Annotated in this window: 12 protein-coding genes; all 12 read right to left on the bottom strand. The window is 31.4% G+C overall.

From position 1 onward, the window contains the following. The 12 genes from ACNC7R_RS11425 to ACNC7R_RS11370 all read right to left on the bottom strand — a co-directional run bounded on the left by ACNC7R_RS11425 (nucleotide 1) and on the right by ACNC7R_RS11370 (nucleotide 13,122). A complete protein-coding gene (locus ACNC7R_RS11425) occupies nucleotides 1–750 on the bottom strand; it encodes a TolC family protein (RefSeq protein ID WP_417941216.1) in 750 nt (249 codons plus the stop codon). A gap of 26 nt (nucleotides 751–776) precedes the next feature. Next, nucleotides 777–1,979, bottom strand: a complete 1,203-nt coding sequence (locus ACNC7R_RS11420; protein WP_417941215.1) for a sugar transferase — start codon at nucleotides 1,977–1,979, stop codon at nucleotides 777–779. Nucleotides 1,980–2,021: 42 nt separating this feature from the next. Beyond that, on the bottom strand, nucleotides 2,022–2,408 hold the full coding sequence (locus tag ACNC7R_RS11415) for a response regulator (protein WP_417941214.1): 387 nt from the start codon (nucleotides 2,406–2,408) through the stop codon (nucleotides 2,022–2,024). Nucleotides 2,409–2,457: 49 nt separating this feature from the next. Then, complete coding sequence (locus ACNC7R_RS11410) at nucleotides 2,458–3,396, bottom strand: UDP-glucuronic acid decarboxylase family protein (RefSeq protein ID WP_417941213.1); 939 nt, start codon at nucleotides 3,394–3,396, stop codon at nucleotides 2,458–2,460. A gap of 3 nt (nucleotides 3,397–3,399) precedes the next feature. Next, on the bottom strand, nucleotides 3,400–4,746 hold the full coding sequence (locus ACNC7R_RS11405; RefSeq protein WP_417941212.1) for a UDP-glucose dehydrogenase family protein: 1,347 nt from the start codon (nucleotides 4,744–4,746) through the stop codon (nucleotides 3,400–3,402). A gap of 540 nt (nucleotides 4,747–5,286) precedes the next feature. Beyond that, on the bottom strand, nucleotides 5,287–5,604 hold the full coding sequence (locus ACNC7R_RS11400; protein WP_417941211.1) for an Hpt domain-containing protein: 318 nt from the start codon (nucleotides 5,602–5,604) through the stop codon (nucleotides 5,287–5,289). Nucleotides 5,605–5,710: 106 nt separating this feature from the next. Continuing rightward, complete coding sequence (locus tag ACNC7R_RS11395) at nucleotides 5,711–7,789, bottom strand: LruC domain-containing protein (RefSeq protein WP_417941210.1); 2,079 nt, start codon at nucleotides 7,787–7,789, stop codon at nucleotides 5,711–5,713. Between the two features lie 254 nt (nucleotides 7,790–8,043). Beyond that, a complete protein-coding gene (locus ACNC7R_RS11390) occupies nucleotides 8,044–9,099 on the bottom strand; it encodes a sensor histidine kinase (protein ID WP_417941209.1) in 1,056 nt (351 codons plus the stop codon). After that, entirely contained in the window at nucleotides 9,099–10,232 is a 1,134-nt protein-coding gene (locus ACNC7R_RS11385; protein WP_417941208.1) for an FIST signal transduction protein, read from the bottom strand. Before ACNC7R_RS11385 ends, ACNC7R_RS11390 begins: the two co-directional genes overlap by 1 nt. Before the next feature lie 4 nt (nucleotides 10,233–10,236). Beyond that, entirely contained in the window at nucleotides 10,237–12,156 is a 1,920-nt protein-coding gene (locus ACNC7R_RS11380; protein ID WP_417941207.1) for a PAS domain S-box protein, read from the bottom strand. A gap of 5 nt (nucleotides 12,157–12,161) precedes the next feature. Beyond that, entirely contained in the window at nucleotides 12,162–12,701 is a 540-nt protein-coding gene (locus ACNC7R_RS11375; protein ID WP_417941206.1) for a heme NO-binding domain-containing protein, read from the bottom strand. A 7-nt stretch (nucleotides 12,702–12,708) separates the two neighbouring features. Next, on the bottom strand, nucleotides 12,709–13,122 hold the full coding sequence (locus tag ACNC7R_RS11370; protein WP_417941205.1) for a response regulator: 414 nt from the start codon (nucleotides 13,120–13,122) through the stop codon (nucleotides 12,709–12,711). Nucleotides 13,123–15,400 lie beyond the last annotated feature (2,278 nt).

Genomic DNA, 15,400 nt, shown 5'->3' with positions numbered 1-15,400 from the left:
TTATCTTGAACTTTTTAAATTAAATACAAATCCTGCCATATCTTCAAGTAATTGTTTGGCAATGATAAATTCAGATTTTGCCATTTCATAATCAGCCTCTAAATTTGAAGTCATACCCGTTATCCTTACATATTCTGAAACCGGAACAACACCATTTCGAAATTCCTTCTCAACCATCTGCATATTAATTTTACCATCACTCAGGCTCTTGGACCTTATTAGAAGTAATTTTTGTTTTAGAATTAAATCCTGATATAGTTTTATAACCGTTTGTCTTATTTCATCTTCCTGAAATTCAGCCATATTTTTTGCTTCATCAACCTCAAATTTGGCCAATCTAATCTGGTTTTTTCTGTTTAGCATATCAAACACCGGAAACTTTACATAAAAACCTACGCTATAATTATATTGTCTTGAAAGTGTAGAAAAAGCAGTGTTAGAAATACCATCCTCACTATTTGAAAAATTATTTAAGGTACCATACCTGCCATCAGCCTGAAGTCCCATATTTCTTGTCCAATAGATACGCTCTGATTCTAATGTAGATTCTTTTACACCTATATGATTCTTTCTGAATTTAAGCATAGAGTTTCGTTTTAATACCGAATCGATAACCGTTTTCAGAGGAGGAAATTCAGATTCACTTTCATTCATTGAAAGATTATTAAATTCTATTGTTTGTGCTTTTGTAAAATTGAATGAAAATACTAATAAAGCAAAAGGGATAATTATTTTGAATTTCTTTTTCATATATACTATTTGGGAGCTAACCTTTTTTAAACTGAACCTTTTTGTAGCAAAGCAGGTATTGTTCTTAAAATGAGTTTTATATCATACCAAAAGGAATAATTATCTCCTTTAAAATGATCAGCATATTCATTATCAAGACGTATTCTTTCCTCTTCAGACATTTGTCCGCCTTTACCTCTTAATTCTACCTGCCATAAACCTGTAATCCCTGGAGGAGCCAGAAATCTTTTTGAAATTTCGTCTGCTGTTAATAACTCTGCTTCATAAACAGGCAGTGGTCTGTTACCTACAATAGACATATCACCTTTCAATACATTAATTAACTGTGGCAATTCGTCTATACTTGTATTTCTAATAAACTTGCCGACTTTAGTAACACGTGGATCATTGACAATTTTTACAAAAGTTGAATTATTTTTTGCGGCTTCCCGCTTTTGAACATTAAACCAGTAGTCACAAATGACGTGATTTTCTATATACATCAAAGGTGAACATGATTCTCCTGCAGGCAATTCGCTACATTTAGGACAAGGAATATTAAGAGGATTACTGGTAGCTATTGCTGATTCTTTTTTGTATTGATTTTTTTCCTGAGCTAATTTTTTCAAAAGCTCGTCTGAACCCGTACGCATTGATCTAAGCTTATAAAAGTCAAATGTCTTACGCCCTACTCTTTTTGATATGTAATATACTTTCCCTTTTGATTCTAATCGTATAGCAAGTATAATAAGTAGTAAAAATGGCGAAGCTAATAAAAGAACACTGGATGCTACAACAACATCAAAAATACGTTTAGACAAAGGCATTATGTAACTTTGCTCAGGGATTTTTTGTGCTATTTTTGCTTTCGAATGATTTTTATGGAGACAAAGAAATTCAACTCTGCTTAAAATATCGTCTGGTTCTGTCACAGAAGTCACATAAAAGTCATCAATTTGTTTTCCAAATGCTAATTTATAAATATCAACATTAAATTCCTTCGATAAAAGTATAAACGGGATATTGTCAAATTCTTTTTTTTTTCTGATCCAATCGAAAAGATATACGCCATTATTCCCTGGCAAATTATAATCACAAATAATGATATCGGGGTGATTTTGAGTGTTCAGGTAATTGGTAGCCTTAACACTATTTTCTAAAGTAATTATTGACCATTTATCTTTTTCCTCTATAATATCAAAATAGGAAGGAAAATTTCCAATGTATAAAATATTAAAGCTTAGCTTCATACGATGAGGTCTTTAAAATTAAATTTTCAGGCTTTGAAATCTTTACCACTCTATGGCATAATGAATTGGATACAGGTTTTTTTTGACTAATTCGTCAAGCTCTTCAGGGTTAAAAGGCTTTGTTAAATAATCCTGAGCACCTAATTTATAGCATTTTATACGTTCCTTACTTTCCGATTTTCCTGAGAGCATAATGCAGGGAGTGTGCTTCGTAAATCCACGCTGGCGAAGTTTTGTTAAAAATTCATAGCCATCCATATTTGGCATTTGAATATCGCTAATAATTAAATCCGGAATACTGCTGTCTAACCATATCAGGGCATCCAGACCATTATTAATTGTAACTACCTCATAATTCCTAGAAAGGAAGTTCTCTAATAAAAGACAAATACTTACTTCATCATCTACTACTAAAATTTTCTTTTTCATAATTTTTGCTTTTAAGTATTTTTAAACTATTTTATTAGTATTGTAAGATTTAAACAACTGTTTTAAAATAATCGATTGTTTTTATCAGTCCCTCATCCAAATTTATCCTGGGTGACCAGTCTAGTTCATTTTTTGCCAACGAAATATCTGGTTGACGCTGCATGGGATCATCAGATGGCAATGGCTTATAAATAATTTCCGATCTGGAACCTGTTAGTTCTATTATTTTTTTAGCTAGTTCAAGAATGGTAAATTCATTTGGGTTCCCAACATTTACAGGCCCTATGAAACTATCTTTTGAATTCATTAGCCTTATCATACCTTCTACTAAGTCATCAATAAATTGAAAACTTCGGGTTTGATTACCCTGCCCATATACTGTTATATCTTGATTTTGCAAAGCCTGAACAATAAAATTAGAAACTACACGTCCGTCATTTGGATGCATTCGCGGACCATATGTATTGAAAATCCTAATGATTTTAATTTTGACATTATTCTGTTTGTGATAGTTTAAAAACAAGGTTTCTGCTGAACGTTTTCCTTCATCATAGCAGGCACGCTCCCCTATAGGATTAACATGTCCCCAATAAGACTCAGGTTGTGGATGAACTAAGGGATCACCATACACTTCACTGGTAGATGCCTGCAATATTTTAGCGTTTACACGTTTAGCAAGCCCTAGCATATTAATAGCTCCCATTACTGATGTCTTCATTGTTTTGATCGCATTGTACTGATAATGAATCGGGGAAGCCGGACATGCTAAATTATAAATTTCATCTGTTTCTATAAAGAAGGGAGACGTAACGTCATGACGGATTAATTCAAAATAAGGATTATCTATCAAGTGTATAATGTTTTGTTTTTGCCCGGTAAAAAAATTATCTAAACAATACACTTCATTTCCTTCATTTAATAAACGATCACAAAGATGAGATCCTACAAAACCAGCACCGCCAGTTATAAGAATTTTTTTTCGAGACATAGTTTAGGAATTTAATTTTACAGCATTTTTTACAGTATCTATGCCTATACAGAAATAATCAAAACCATTCTCTCTAATTTCATCTCTGTCATATATATTACGACCGTCAAAAATGACAGGTGTATTGAGCAATTTGTGAACAATTTTAAGATTCGGGAATTTAAACTCCGGCCATTCAGTAAGTATGGCTAAACAATCTGCGTCAATTAACGTTTCGTATTGATCCCCACAATAAGAAATAGTGTCTCCAAAATGATGTTTAGCTTCATTAATCGCAATTGGATCATAAGCTTTTACTGTTGCTCCAGCTTTTAAAAGTTTTTTTACTATACTCAATGATGGTGCCTCACGCATATCATCAGTTTGAGGTTTAAAGGATAGTCCCCACAATGCAATGGTTTTACCTTTAACATCCCCTTTAAAATAATTCATTATTTTATTAAAAAGTACTAGCTTTTGGTCTTTGTTGACCTCTTCAACAGCTTTCAGTACCCGTAGATCATAATTGTATTCACTGGCTGTTTTTATTAAAGCCTGCACATCTTTTGGAAAGCAGGAACCACCATATCCAATTCCTGCGTATAAAAATTTTTGTCCTATACGAGAATCTGCCCCGATACCTTTTCTAACTTTATTTATATCTGCACCCACAATTTCACAAAGATTTGCAATATCATTAATAAAACTAATTTTCGTAGCAAGCATTGAATTTGCTGCATATTTTGTCATTTCTGCAGAAACAATGTCCATAAAAATTACGGGATGACCATTAAGTGTAAATGGCTTGTATAAACTCTTCAATAAATCTTCGGCTCTTTCACTTTCTATTCCAACAACAATCCGATCTGGTTTTAAAAAATCGTCAATTGCTGCTCCTTCTTTCAAAAACTCCGGATTTGATGCTACATCAAACTTTATATCAACATTTCTTTTATCTAACTCCTCTTGTAATGCTTGTTTTACTTTTGCAGAAGTACCTACGGGCACAGTACTTTTTGTAACCACTAATAAATAACCGTTAATGTGCTTGCCACATTCTCTAGCAACGGCAAGAACATATTTTAAATCTGCACTACCATCCTCATCAGGAGGTGTACCCACAGAAATAAATAAAACTTCTGCATGTTGTAAGGCTTCTGCTAAATCAGTTGTAAAACTTAATCGGCCCTTTTTCATGTTCCTTGCAATCATATCTTCCAGACCTGGTTCATAAATAGGTATAATACCTTTATTAAGGTTGTCTATTTTATTTTGGTCAATGTCAACACACGAAACATCAATACCTACCTCAGAAAAACACGCTCCAGTTACAAGTCCAACATAGCCGCTTCCCACAATTACGATTTTCATAATATTCAAAGTTTATAGTTTATTAGATTTTCAAAACCAATTATTGTATGTGAATTGCATTAAGGAAATGAAACTTTCACTTTTTATTGGAATAAACACGTTGTAATAAAATCTCAATCCTTCTTTTCTCAAATATAATAAAAAAAATATTACATTATTACATATAAGTCCTAAAAAATCAATGATATATAGTTCGTGTTTTTACAATAATGATGTTTTAAAAAAGATCTTTTTGTATTAAAAAAGTTACGTAATATCTATTAATGCAATTTTATTAGCATGCGCATTGCAAATCTTAATTTATAACTTAACTATTGCTATTGTAAATAACTCTTAGTCGATATCGAAGTATTTGTAAAATCCTGTAAAAAAATCCAGATTAATGAATACCTCGTACTAGATTTAGAACATAAAGCTTTTTTACACCATTTGTTATAAGAAATTAAAGTAATTTTATTATAAAATATTAAATGAATAAAAGAAGTAAAGATAAGTGAGATGAGATTTTAAATATCTTACTAGGCCGGACTAATGACTGTCTCAGATTTTATCAAAGAATACTGTCATGGTGGTTAATATCTCATTGAAACTATGATGTAGAGCAGCATTTCCCTCACCTAAGTTTATCTCATGCTCTGATGCCAATTCATAACTTTTCTCAAGACCCAGCAAACTAATTTTATGTTTAATTTTATGAACATTATTTGCCGCTAAATTGAAGTTTGCATTAGAAATATTATTAAGATATGACTCCCTCTCATCTGGAAACTCCATTTTTAAAACTCTAAATATTCTTTCTTCAAAAACTTTATCACCTCCCGAAAGCTGTGAAATATAACTGAAATTTGGCTTCTCCATAATTTATACTTTCGTTGGAAATAAATATTCAAAATTATTTTCGCATAATTTCAGACTTATAAGAATTTTGTATGACATAAATCATCCTTTTATATGCGTTTTTATCTTACTGTTTATTATAAATATTGGAACTATTTCTAAAGCCAGGTTCGTTTTTATACCAGTTTTTATAATCCCCACCATTACTTAAAACCCAATTTATAAATTTTAAGTAAGAGGCATCTATTTTTGATTTTTCAATTGGATATTCAAAACGATTTGAAAAATTAAGAGCCCATGGTAAATTATCTTTTGTTTTGTAATATTTCCCTATTGCTGACTGAGTGTTATCTGAATAAGTACCAAAATAGGATTTTTCGACCAAATCTGTTGGGTCATAATTTGGCAAATGAACCTCTTTACCTCTTTCTTTATTCACAATAATAAATGGGTTGAAGGGTGCCATTCCAAATAAACTCGCATCAATAGGATTCACCAAATCAACAGTAATTTCTATAGGTTGAGAAGCAACAAATGGCTCGCTGGGATTAGTGTTGCCAGAACCTTGTTTCCATGCATTGTCAAAAACTATAATAGTAGCATTTTTTTGGCCAGATTCAGTTCCGTTACTGTTTGTTTTAATGTATCCTTCTGTATATTTTGTTCCAGTAACTGATGCAATTTGGGGAGGAGTTACTCCTGGAATGGAAAAACCAAAGCCATTTTGAAGACTCGCACCGATGGCTCTGACTGTAAATGTTGCTTTTAAACGAACTACCTTATTTTGAGCATTTGTAATTCTATTAAAATTATAATCAATCACTAAATCATTAAAATCATAATCTCCTTTTGATGGCCATAAATCTTCAAAAGCAAGTGTCCCGTTCGTACTACTGTTGGGATAATAATTATTAAAAGCTAGTTTTGAATCATTTGGATAGTCATCTGAACTATCTATTATGCCATCTTTATCAGTATCAATTCGTTCAGCATTTATTTTTTGAACATCCATTTTTTCAACATTTTGTATTGGATTTGCAGTAGCATAGAAAACAGCATCATTAAAGTCATTATCTCCACCCGGACGAATTAAATCTTCAAAACCAATTACGAACAAACTTCTTTTATCATCATAAAGCATGACCGTATGCTGTCGGTTTTTGATATCTGACTCTGGATTTAACTCTAAATTAGAATACAATAAGCCTAATCCTTCTGTTGATTGTCTGGTTTTATCATCCCATCCATTTCGCATCAGCATCCAGCCTATTACGGTATTTTTTTCAAAAGTCCCAAGAGAAACTTTATCACCTGAATACAGCCCGCCTCCTGAACCGGCGAAAGAGGCATTAGGAAAAATCACAAAACATTCTTTGATATCTGCAGGTTTTTGAGGCGGAAAATCCCTGTCATAGGTATAATATGCCAATACATTTTTATACCCAGCTCCTTCAGAAACGAAAGTGATCCATACTTCAGCCTTATCTAAAATCACCAGGTTATGTTGATTATTTCCTAAAAGATACTCTGGATGATAGGTAGGTACAGGCATATTTTCAGGTAATGCATTGTTGACATCTGTTAGGAAATCTTTGTTTATTATATCAGGTTTAGCCAACAAATTACCTGGAACCCCATTATTATTATAAGTGCCTATATAATTAATTTTGACATTAGCATTCAGTTTACTGTGAAGTTTTTTTTCTAGTTCTGAATAAAACGGGGAGGCACTATATTTTTGACTTTTTTGTGTATCTCTTGTTCCTCCAAATGTAAAATTTACCGTTCCATTTTCTATTGGTACTTTTGTTTCAGGGACAAAACCAATAAAATCGGTTTTTAGAACAACTTCTGTCATATCTGCCTCGAATGTATAATCTACTACAAATTCTCCTTGTTGATTAGTTATTCCATTGATAATTTCTTTACCGTTTTCTTCTTCAAAATTGGTCCAAACGCTTACTTTAACGTCAGGGACAGCATTTCCTTGATTATCTTTGGTTCGAATGGTTATTTTGGCATCTTTTGTATTCTTCCAGTTAAATGCTGAGGAAGCTTTTAAATTGTCAATCGTAATATTGTCAGGATCCGTAGGAATTTCGGCAGGATCTTTACTGCAAGAATTTAGAAAAAGAATTCCTGCAATTATTATTAATGAGTAGCTTATCTTAGAAGCATCTTTAATGGAGAAACAGATATTTTTCATAAATTTTACTTTTTAAGAAACATTATTAATCAGAATAAAGTATTGAAAGCATAACTATATTAAAATGCAAAAAATGTATTCAGGCAAATATGAAATTATTTAAATAATCACTCCTAAATTTAAGTTTAAAAAAATAAAATAAAAACACGTATAAATACCTGATTTATAAAAATGACTAGTCCTAAAATAGGTTGACTATTTTAGGACTAGTCATTTAACTTTTTCCCATTTTTTATGGAATTTTTTATGTTTACCTAAGTTTTGGCAGAGTCGTTAATATTGAGCGTAAAGAAAAATGTACTTCCATGACCCAAATCACTTTCTACCCATATCTCACCGTTATAATACTGGATGATTTTTTTTACAATAGAAAGCCCTATTCCTGATGAATTCCCAGAACTATCCAGTTTTGTAAAAACATTAAAGATCTTATCGAAATAGGCTTTGTCTATTCCCATCCCATTATCTCTTACATAAAACTCGTGTAAATTGTCTTTGTTTATTTTATATCCAATTTCAATAAATCCTTTCTCTTTATCGTTATATTTGATACTATTATTAATTAAGTTTTCAAAAAGCTGTTCAAATCTATAATAATTACCGTATAGTTTAGGAAGGTCATTCTGCAGTTTTATTTCATAATGATCAGGAACTAAAGTTGTTCTGATAATTTCATCCAAAAGTACGTTAAAGTCAACAATTCTATTTTCAGATTGCAGTTTATCAATCGATGAGTAGTCTAAAATCCCTTTTATTAGCAGATCCATTTTTTCTACATTAAGTAAAATAAGATTTAATGAATTTAAATTATCACTAGTAAGTCTGTCTTTATTATCAGTAATAAACCATTCTATGAGTGTATTTATACTTCTTAAAGGAGCTTTTAGATCATGAGATACTGCATGTGCATAATCATTTAACTCCTGATTTTGTAATTCAAGGTTTTTGAGGAGTTTTTCACGCTGCTTGTTAATTTTAATTATTTCTTCAGATTGTAGTTTAATATACTCAGTAGCACTGATTTTTTTAGATTCAGACGAATCATTATTTACATCAAGATTCATTGAGCTTAAAATGAACTCAAGATTATTATTGACTTCTTTCAGATTACGCGCTTCTTCCCTCAATTTTTCATTGGCTTCGAACAACTCCTCTGAACTAAATTTCATTGCTCTTTGAAGCAACGTAATTTGCTCATCAAAATTTATATATGAATTGTTCACTGCATTTAAGAAACTCTCAAATCCATCAGGAACAGCACCTCCCAGGTGTTTTGTTATTTGTCTTTTTAATAAAGAATTCAGGTTCATTATTCGCTAAGAAGTGTTAAAGTCATTGTTTGATTATGTAATTGACATTTGGTACTTGCAAAAAAAGGTGCTATTTCTCCATAAGAATAAAAACCGGTTAAAACCGTTTGAGTATCTAAAACTGATTTTACCTCTTCAATTTCTTCTTCAACACGTTGATCCATTATAAGTTTGCGCCCAACACAACTGATAAGAATTGCCAAGCTTGGTTTTGTAACCCTGTTTTTCATAGCATACTGCGCTGCTAAACTTGCACCTTCAACGATACCATCTACTGATGCCATCATGAGCTGTACCTTTGAGTTAAGCGGTACATCTCCAGCCAGGATCATGGATTGATTGTCATTGTCAATATTAAGTATTGTCCTTACCAACGCATCTTCTTTTCCTGGAGGTGTAACATTTAGTGGATATAAAAGGGAGGATTGCGGTAGTTCACTGGCCTTTTCTCCTAAATATTTTTTATATAGTTCTAATGCGGGCTGCCCATCTATCTCGTACAAAATATTTCCCTCAGAACGTGTAATTATTCTTTCCGGACCAAATGGCTGCCATCCTCCATAACTGGCAAAACTAATTTCTAATGTTTCTCCATAAAAACCAATTAATACAACTTCTCCCTCTCTTGGATTTTCATTATAAGACGCAAGGGTTTTTTCAAATTTTGCATCATCACCGCACATACCTCCTGTTATTGATAAGTTTGAATCGATAGCGTCTTCCAGTCCATTTATTAATGAACTCCCATTAATGAAGCTTCCCTCAGATAGTACAAAAAGATGTTTTAAGTTTTCTTTTGGCATACTTGAGTACAAACTTTTCCCCAGAGCAGCACCATCTTTATTATAGTCTAGAATATTACCGGTTTTAATTACGAAACTACTTCTTTCAAATTCTATAGCTGTTACTGTCGCAGCATCATTGTGCACATTAATATCGGCAATTTCACCAGCTGTAGAGCCGTAAACTATATGTTCATAAGGGAATTCTCTTTTAATATCCTTTAAAAACTGTTCGTCTTCAAGCAGCAATCTGTTTGCAAATACCAATACTAGTGGATCCTTCAGGGTAATTTTATCTGTAAGATAATTCCATCCAATATCATCTCTTTTAAAAGCTTGCACTATTTTCATAATTTTATTTCTTTAGCTGTATATAAAATGTGGTACCATAACCTAACTTACTTTCTATCCAAATTTTACCTTTGTAATAATTAACTATTTTTTTTACTATGGATAATCCCAGACCTGTAGATCTTTCGCTATTTGTGAGTGATTGAAATGTTTTAAAAATCTTTTCAAAATGTTCTTCAGCAATACCAGGACCATTATCTTTTACCGAAAAAATATAATGTAATTCATGTTCTTCTACATTTACCTGAATTATGCCTTCAGGTTTATCGTTGTAAATGATTGCATTTCCTATTAAATTTTGAAAAAGTTGATGTATTCTGAACTTATCTGCATTAATGACTGGCATATGATCAGACACTTGTATCATTATGTTTTGAGGGATATCAATTGTATCTACAATATTTTCTATCACTTCTAAAATATTAACAGGTTCAAAAATTTGAGTATTTTCGTTATTTATTTTAGAATATGTTAGTATTCCCTGTATGAGCCGGTCCATTTTTTCGATTTTACCTTCTATCAGTTTCAGGTACTGCATCGATTGTTCTCCTAACTTAGCTTCATTGTCTTCTTTTATCCAGTAAATTAAAGAGTTAATACTTCTTAAAGGTGATTTAAGATCGTGCGATACAATTTGAGCGTATTCTTCAAGATCATTATTACTTTTCTCTAAACTTGCTAAAAGCTGTTCCTTTTGTTCTTCAAGTATTTTACGTTCTGTAATATCCTCTTCAATGGCAAAAAAACGAGAAATTTCTCCCCATTTATTATACAATGCCTGTCCCTGGATTTTTACCCAGTATTTTTTTCCTGTTTTTGAATAATTAATAATTTCAGAGCTAAATGGTTCTCCTTTTTTTATTTGTTGACTTAAATATGCAACTGTTTCAGAATTACTTTCTGGACCTTGAAGTAATTTACCCGGTTTCAAACCTTTAATTTCTTCTGCATTATATCCTGAAATAGCAGTAAAGCTAGAATTAACCCATTCTATTTTTCCTTCTTTATCGCAAATTATAACGGCATTGATATTTTTTTCTGCAATTAATGACAACAGAATTAATTGCTCGTCTTTCTTTTTGTCTTCTGTAATATCCTCAATTATAGCAAAATAATGTAGTATTTTGCCGTTTTCATTATAAACAGGCTGTCCTTTTGTGCGAGTCCAAAAATAAGATCCGTCTTTACGTCCATGGGTAATTTCTACATCAAATGATTCGCCAGTCATAAAAAGATTGACCATTTTTTTTATAGCCTCTTTATCTGTATTAAAAGTTTTACCAACTTGAATAGGAGATTTCCCTAAAATATCCTCCTTTGTAAATCCTGTGATTTTATGATATGCTTCATTACACCAAAATATTTTTGCATCAGAATCGGTAAAAACTATAGCATTTTTGTTAGCGCTTGCGACTAATGAAAGTCGGTTTAGTTCCTCCCTGTCCCTATTAATCTCTTCTCTTTGCCGGTCATTAATTTGAAGTAATTCATTAAGTTCACGATTCTTTACTTCCTGATTTTTTAGTATTTGCAATAAGTCAAGCTGCGGGTCATAATTAGCGAAGTCAGAAAGGGTCAGATTGTTCTTTTTTATCTCTTCAACCGATGTTAACCAGGGTGAACCGATAAATAAAAAATGATTATCTACAATAATAAACTGTCCTCTAATGAGGGATTTATTATCTCCTATACATTCTAAAATTACTAGTTGATTTAGGTTTTCAGATATTGTTTGTGTATCTATCTTTTCCAAAAAAGGTCTTTTGGATGCGAAATAATCCGAAACTTTTGTTTGTTGTTTTATGGAAGGTAAAACTTTTTTCAAACTTTTTCCATAAGAAGAAATACGCATTTGCTGATCAAACAAAATGTAAAAAGGGAAAATTTCATTAAACCTTTCATGAGTAAAATTAATTGAATCCATACACCTTACCAGCTTATTTTAAAGACATCCTCAAATTTGTTTGACTGTCTGGATACAACATGTTCAACTACTACACTGCTTTCAAATGCTTTCACTAGTCCATTAAGATACCCTTGAATATACTCTTTCATTCCGGTTGTACTGGTGTAATAGTGCAACATTAAAATAGTATCGTTTACTACAGTTATTTTAAATTCAGGAGGAGTTAGTTTTGGGTATATTAACAACATCCGGTTATGAAAGTTAGGTAAATTTAGTAAATAATCTTTTAAGTTTTTATCTCTTGACTCCAATATTAACAGATATTTCTCACGATTTTTCTTTACAACGTATTCTCCCAACTGCAAAAGAATTTTATCTACAGGTACATTGGTGTTTCTTGATAATATTTGTGCTAATTGAAGCGTTTTTGCATCATTATAAGGCTGATCGATTGTTTTATTATCCATAGCAAATGAACTTTGAGACAGAATAAAGTTCCATGTCTCTAGCGCAAAATTATCTTTTACATATTGTTCAAAAGCCTTATAAATTATTCCGTACATTATGCTTTTATTGAGATATCAACTCGTTTATAGTCCAGTATTCAATCATTTTTTTTATTTTATCTGCATACTCCTCATATTTTAATGGCTTGAGCAGGTAGCCGGCTATACCTATTCTGTAAAATTCTAAAACGTCTTTATGGTTGTTAGAAGTAGTTAACACTATGGCAGGGATGTATCTTAAAACATCATCAGCTTTAAGAATACCTAAAAATTCTAGTCCATTTATTTTTGGCATATTAAGATCTAATACAATTATATCCGGGATGATGACCTTGTTTTTGAGTATTTCAAGTGCTTCTTCACCGTTGTTGGCTTCTATTATCTTGTGGACTTGATGCAGGTTGGCTAAAACTCTATTAAATTTCATAACCTCAATAGCATCGTCTTCTATTAGTAATATATTTAATGGCTTTGACATGTCGTTTTTTATTAAATTAGTAATCAAATTTAGTTATAGCTTTATTTTACTTTGCATATATATCGGTAAATTGCTCAAAACTGTAGTCGAATGGTATTAATTTATCGTTAAAAGGTAATAAAAAAGAGTTTTTTACTTATTAATGAAAGATTATACTTTCAAAAAGGATAATGCAGATAATCTAAAAAGTGACATTTCTACATTATTGCCAAAATACACTAGTATTCCTAAAACATTTTATCTGGCTTATCAGGTCTGCCACCTTCACTTCATTTTTAATAAAATATAGTTAACGAGCAAAACAAGCACTATATTATACTTATCAACGATTTAAAAAGGTTGTTTATCTACAGTAAGTCGCTAGTCGTCTAATAGTTAAAGTGAAAAACAAAAAAGTAACCGACATTTGTGATGTAATAATTGTATTACTCCAACAATAAAATTATCATCCAAAACAATTTTAATCTAATTTAAAAGCTCCTCGCCACAAGGAGCTTTGTTTATTGTTTTTTGCAAATGAAATCCTGTTCTTGATTTTAACAGACACCAGATCACTTACAAACACTCAATTATGCCTGTCAACGATTTTCAAATACCATTGGTCTACACTAAAAATCTAATCATCTAAATAGTTAAAGAAAAGTCTGAAAACTAATCGACATTTGTAATGAAATAATTACATCATCCCCCAAAGATAAAATTATCCAAAACAATTTTAGTTCATTTAAAAGCTCCTCGCCCCAGGGAGCTTTTTTTATTGTTTTTTGCAAATGAAATCCTGTTCTTGATTTTAACAGAAACCAGATCACTTACAAACACTCAATTATGCTTGTCAACGATTTTCAAATACCATTGGTCTACACTAAAAAGCTAATCATCTAATAGTTAAAGAAAAGTCTGAAAACTAATCGAAATTTGTAACGTAATAATTACATCGTCCCCCAAAGATAAAATTATTATCCAAAACAATTTTAGTTCATTTAAAAGCTCCTCGCCCCAGGGAGCTTTTTTTATTGTTTTTTGCAAATGAAATCCTGTTCTTGATTTTAACAGAAACCAGATCACTTACAAACACTCAATTATGCTTGTCAACGATTTTCAAATACCATTGGTCTACACTAAAAAGCTAATCATCTAATAGTTAAAGAAAAGTCTGAAAACTAATCGAAATTTGTAACGTAATAATTACATCGTTCCCCAAAGATAAAATTATTATCCAAAACAATTTTAGTTCATTTAAAAGCTCCTCGCCCCAGGGAGCTTTTTTTATTGTTTTTTGCAAATGAAATCCTGTTCTTGATTTTAACAGAAACCAGATCACTTACAAACACTCAATTATGCTTGTCAACGATTTTCAAATACCATTGGTCTACACTAAAAAGCTAATCATCTAATAGTTAAAGAAAAGTCTGAAAACTAATCGAAATTTGTAACGTAATAATTACATCGTTCCCCAAAGATAAAATTATTATCCAAAACAATTTTAGTTCATTTAAAAGCTCCTCGCCCCAGGGAGCTTTTTTTATTGTTTTTTGCAAATGAAATCCTGTTCTTGATTTTAACAGAAACCAGATCACTTACAAACACTCAATTATGCTTGTCAACGATTTTCAAATACCATTGGTCTACACTAAAAAGCTAATCATCTAATAGTTAAAGAAAAGTCTGAAAACTAATCGAAATTTGTAACGTAATAATTACATCGTTCCCCAAAGATAAAATTATTATCCAAAACAATTTTAGTTCATTTAAAAGCTCCTCGCCCCAGGGAGCTTTTTTATTGTTTTTTGCAAATGAAATCCTGTTCTTGATTTTAACAAAAACCAGATCACTTACAAACACTCAATTATGCTTGTCAACGATTTTCAAATACCATTGGTCTACACTAAAAAGCTAATCATCTAATAGTTAAAGAAAAGTCTGAAAACTAATCGAAATTTGTAACGTAATAATTACATCGTTCCCCAAAGATAAAATTATTATCCAAAATAATTTTAGTTCATTTAAAAGCTCCTCGCCCCAGGGAGCTTTTTTTATTGTTTTTTGCAAATGAAATCCTGTTCTTGATTTTAACAGAAACCAGATCACTTACAAACACTCAATTATGCTTGTCAACGATTTTCAAATACCATTGGTCTACACTAAAAAGCTAATCATCTAATAGTTAAAGAAAAGTCTGAAAACTAATCGACATTTGTAACGTAATAATTACATCGTTCCCCAAAGATAAAATTATTATCCAAAACAATTTTAGTTCATTTAAAAGCTCCTCGCCCCA

Source organism: Flavobacterium adiutor, from assembly GCF_048282555.1.
Taxonomy (GTDB): Bacteria; Bacteroidota; Bacteroidia; order Flavobacteriales; family Flavobacteriaceae; genus Flavobacterium.
Note: the sequence above shows the minus strand (reverse complement) of the source record. Positions and strands in the feature narration are given on the sequence as shown.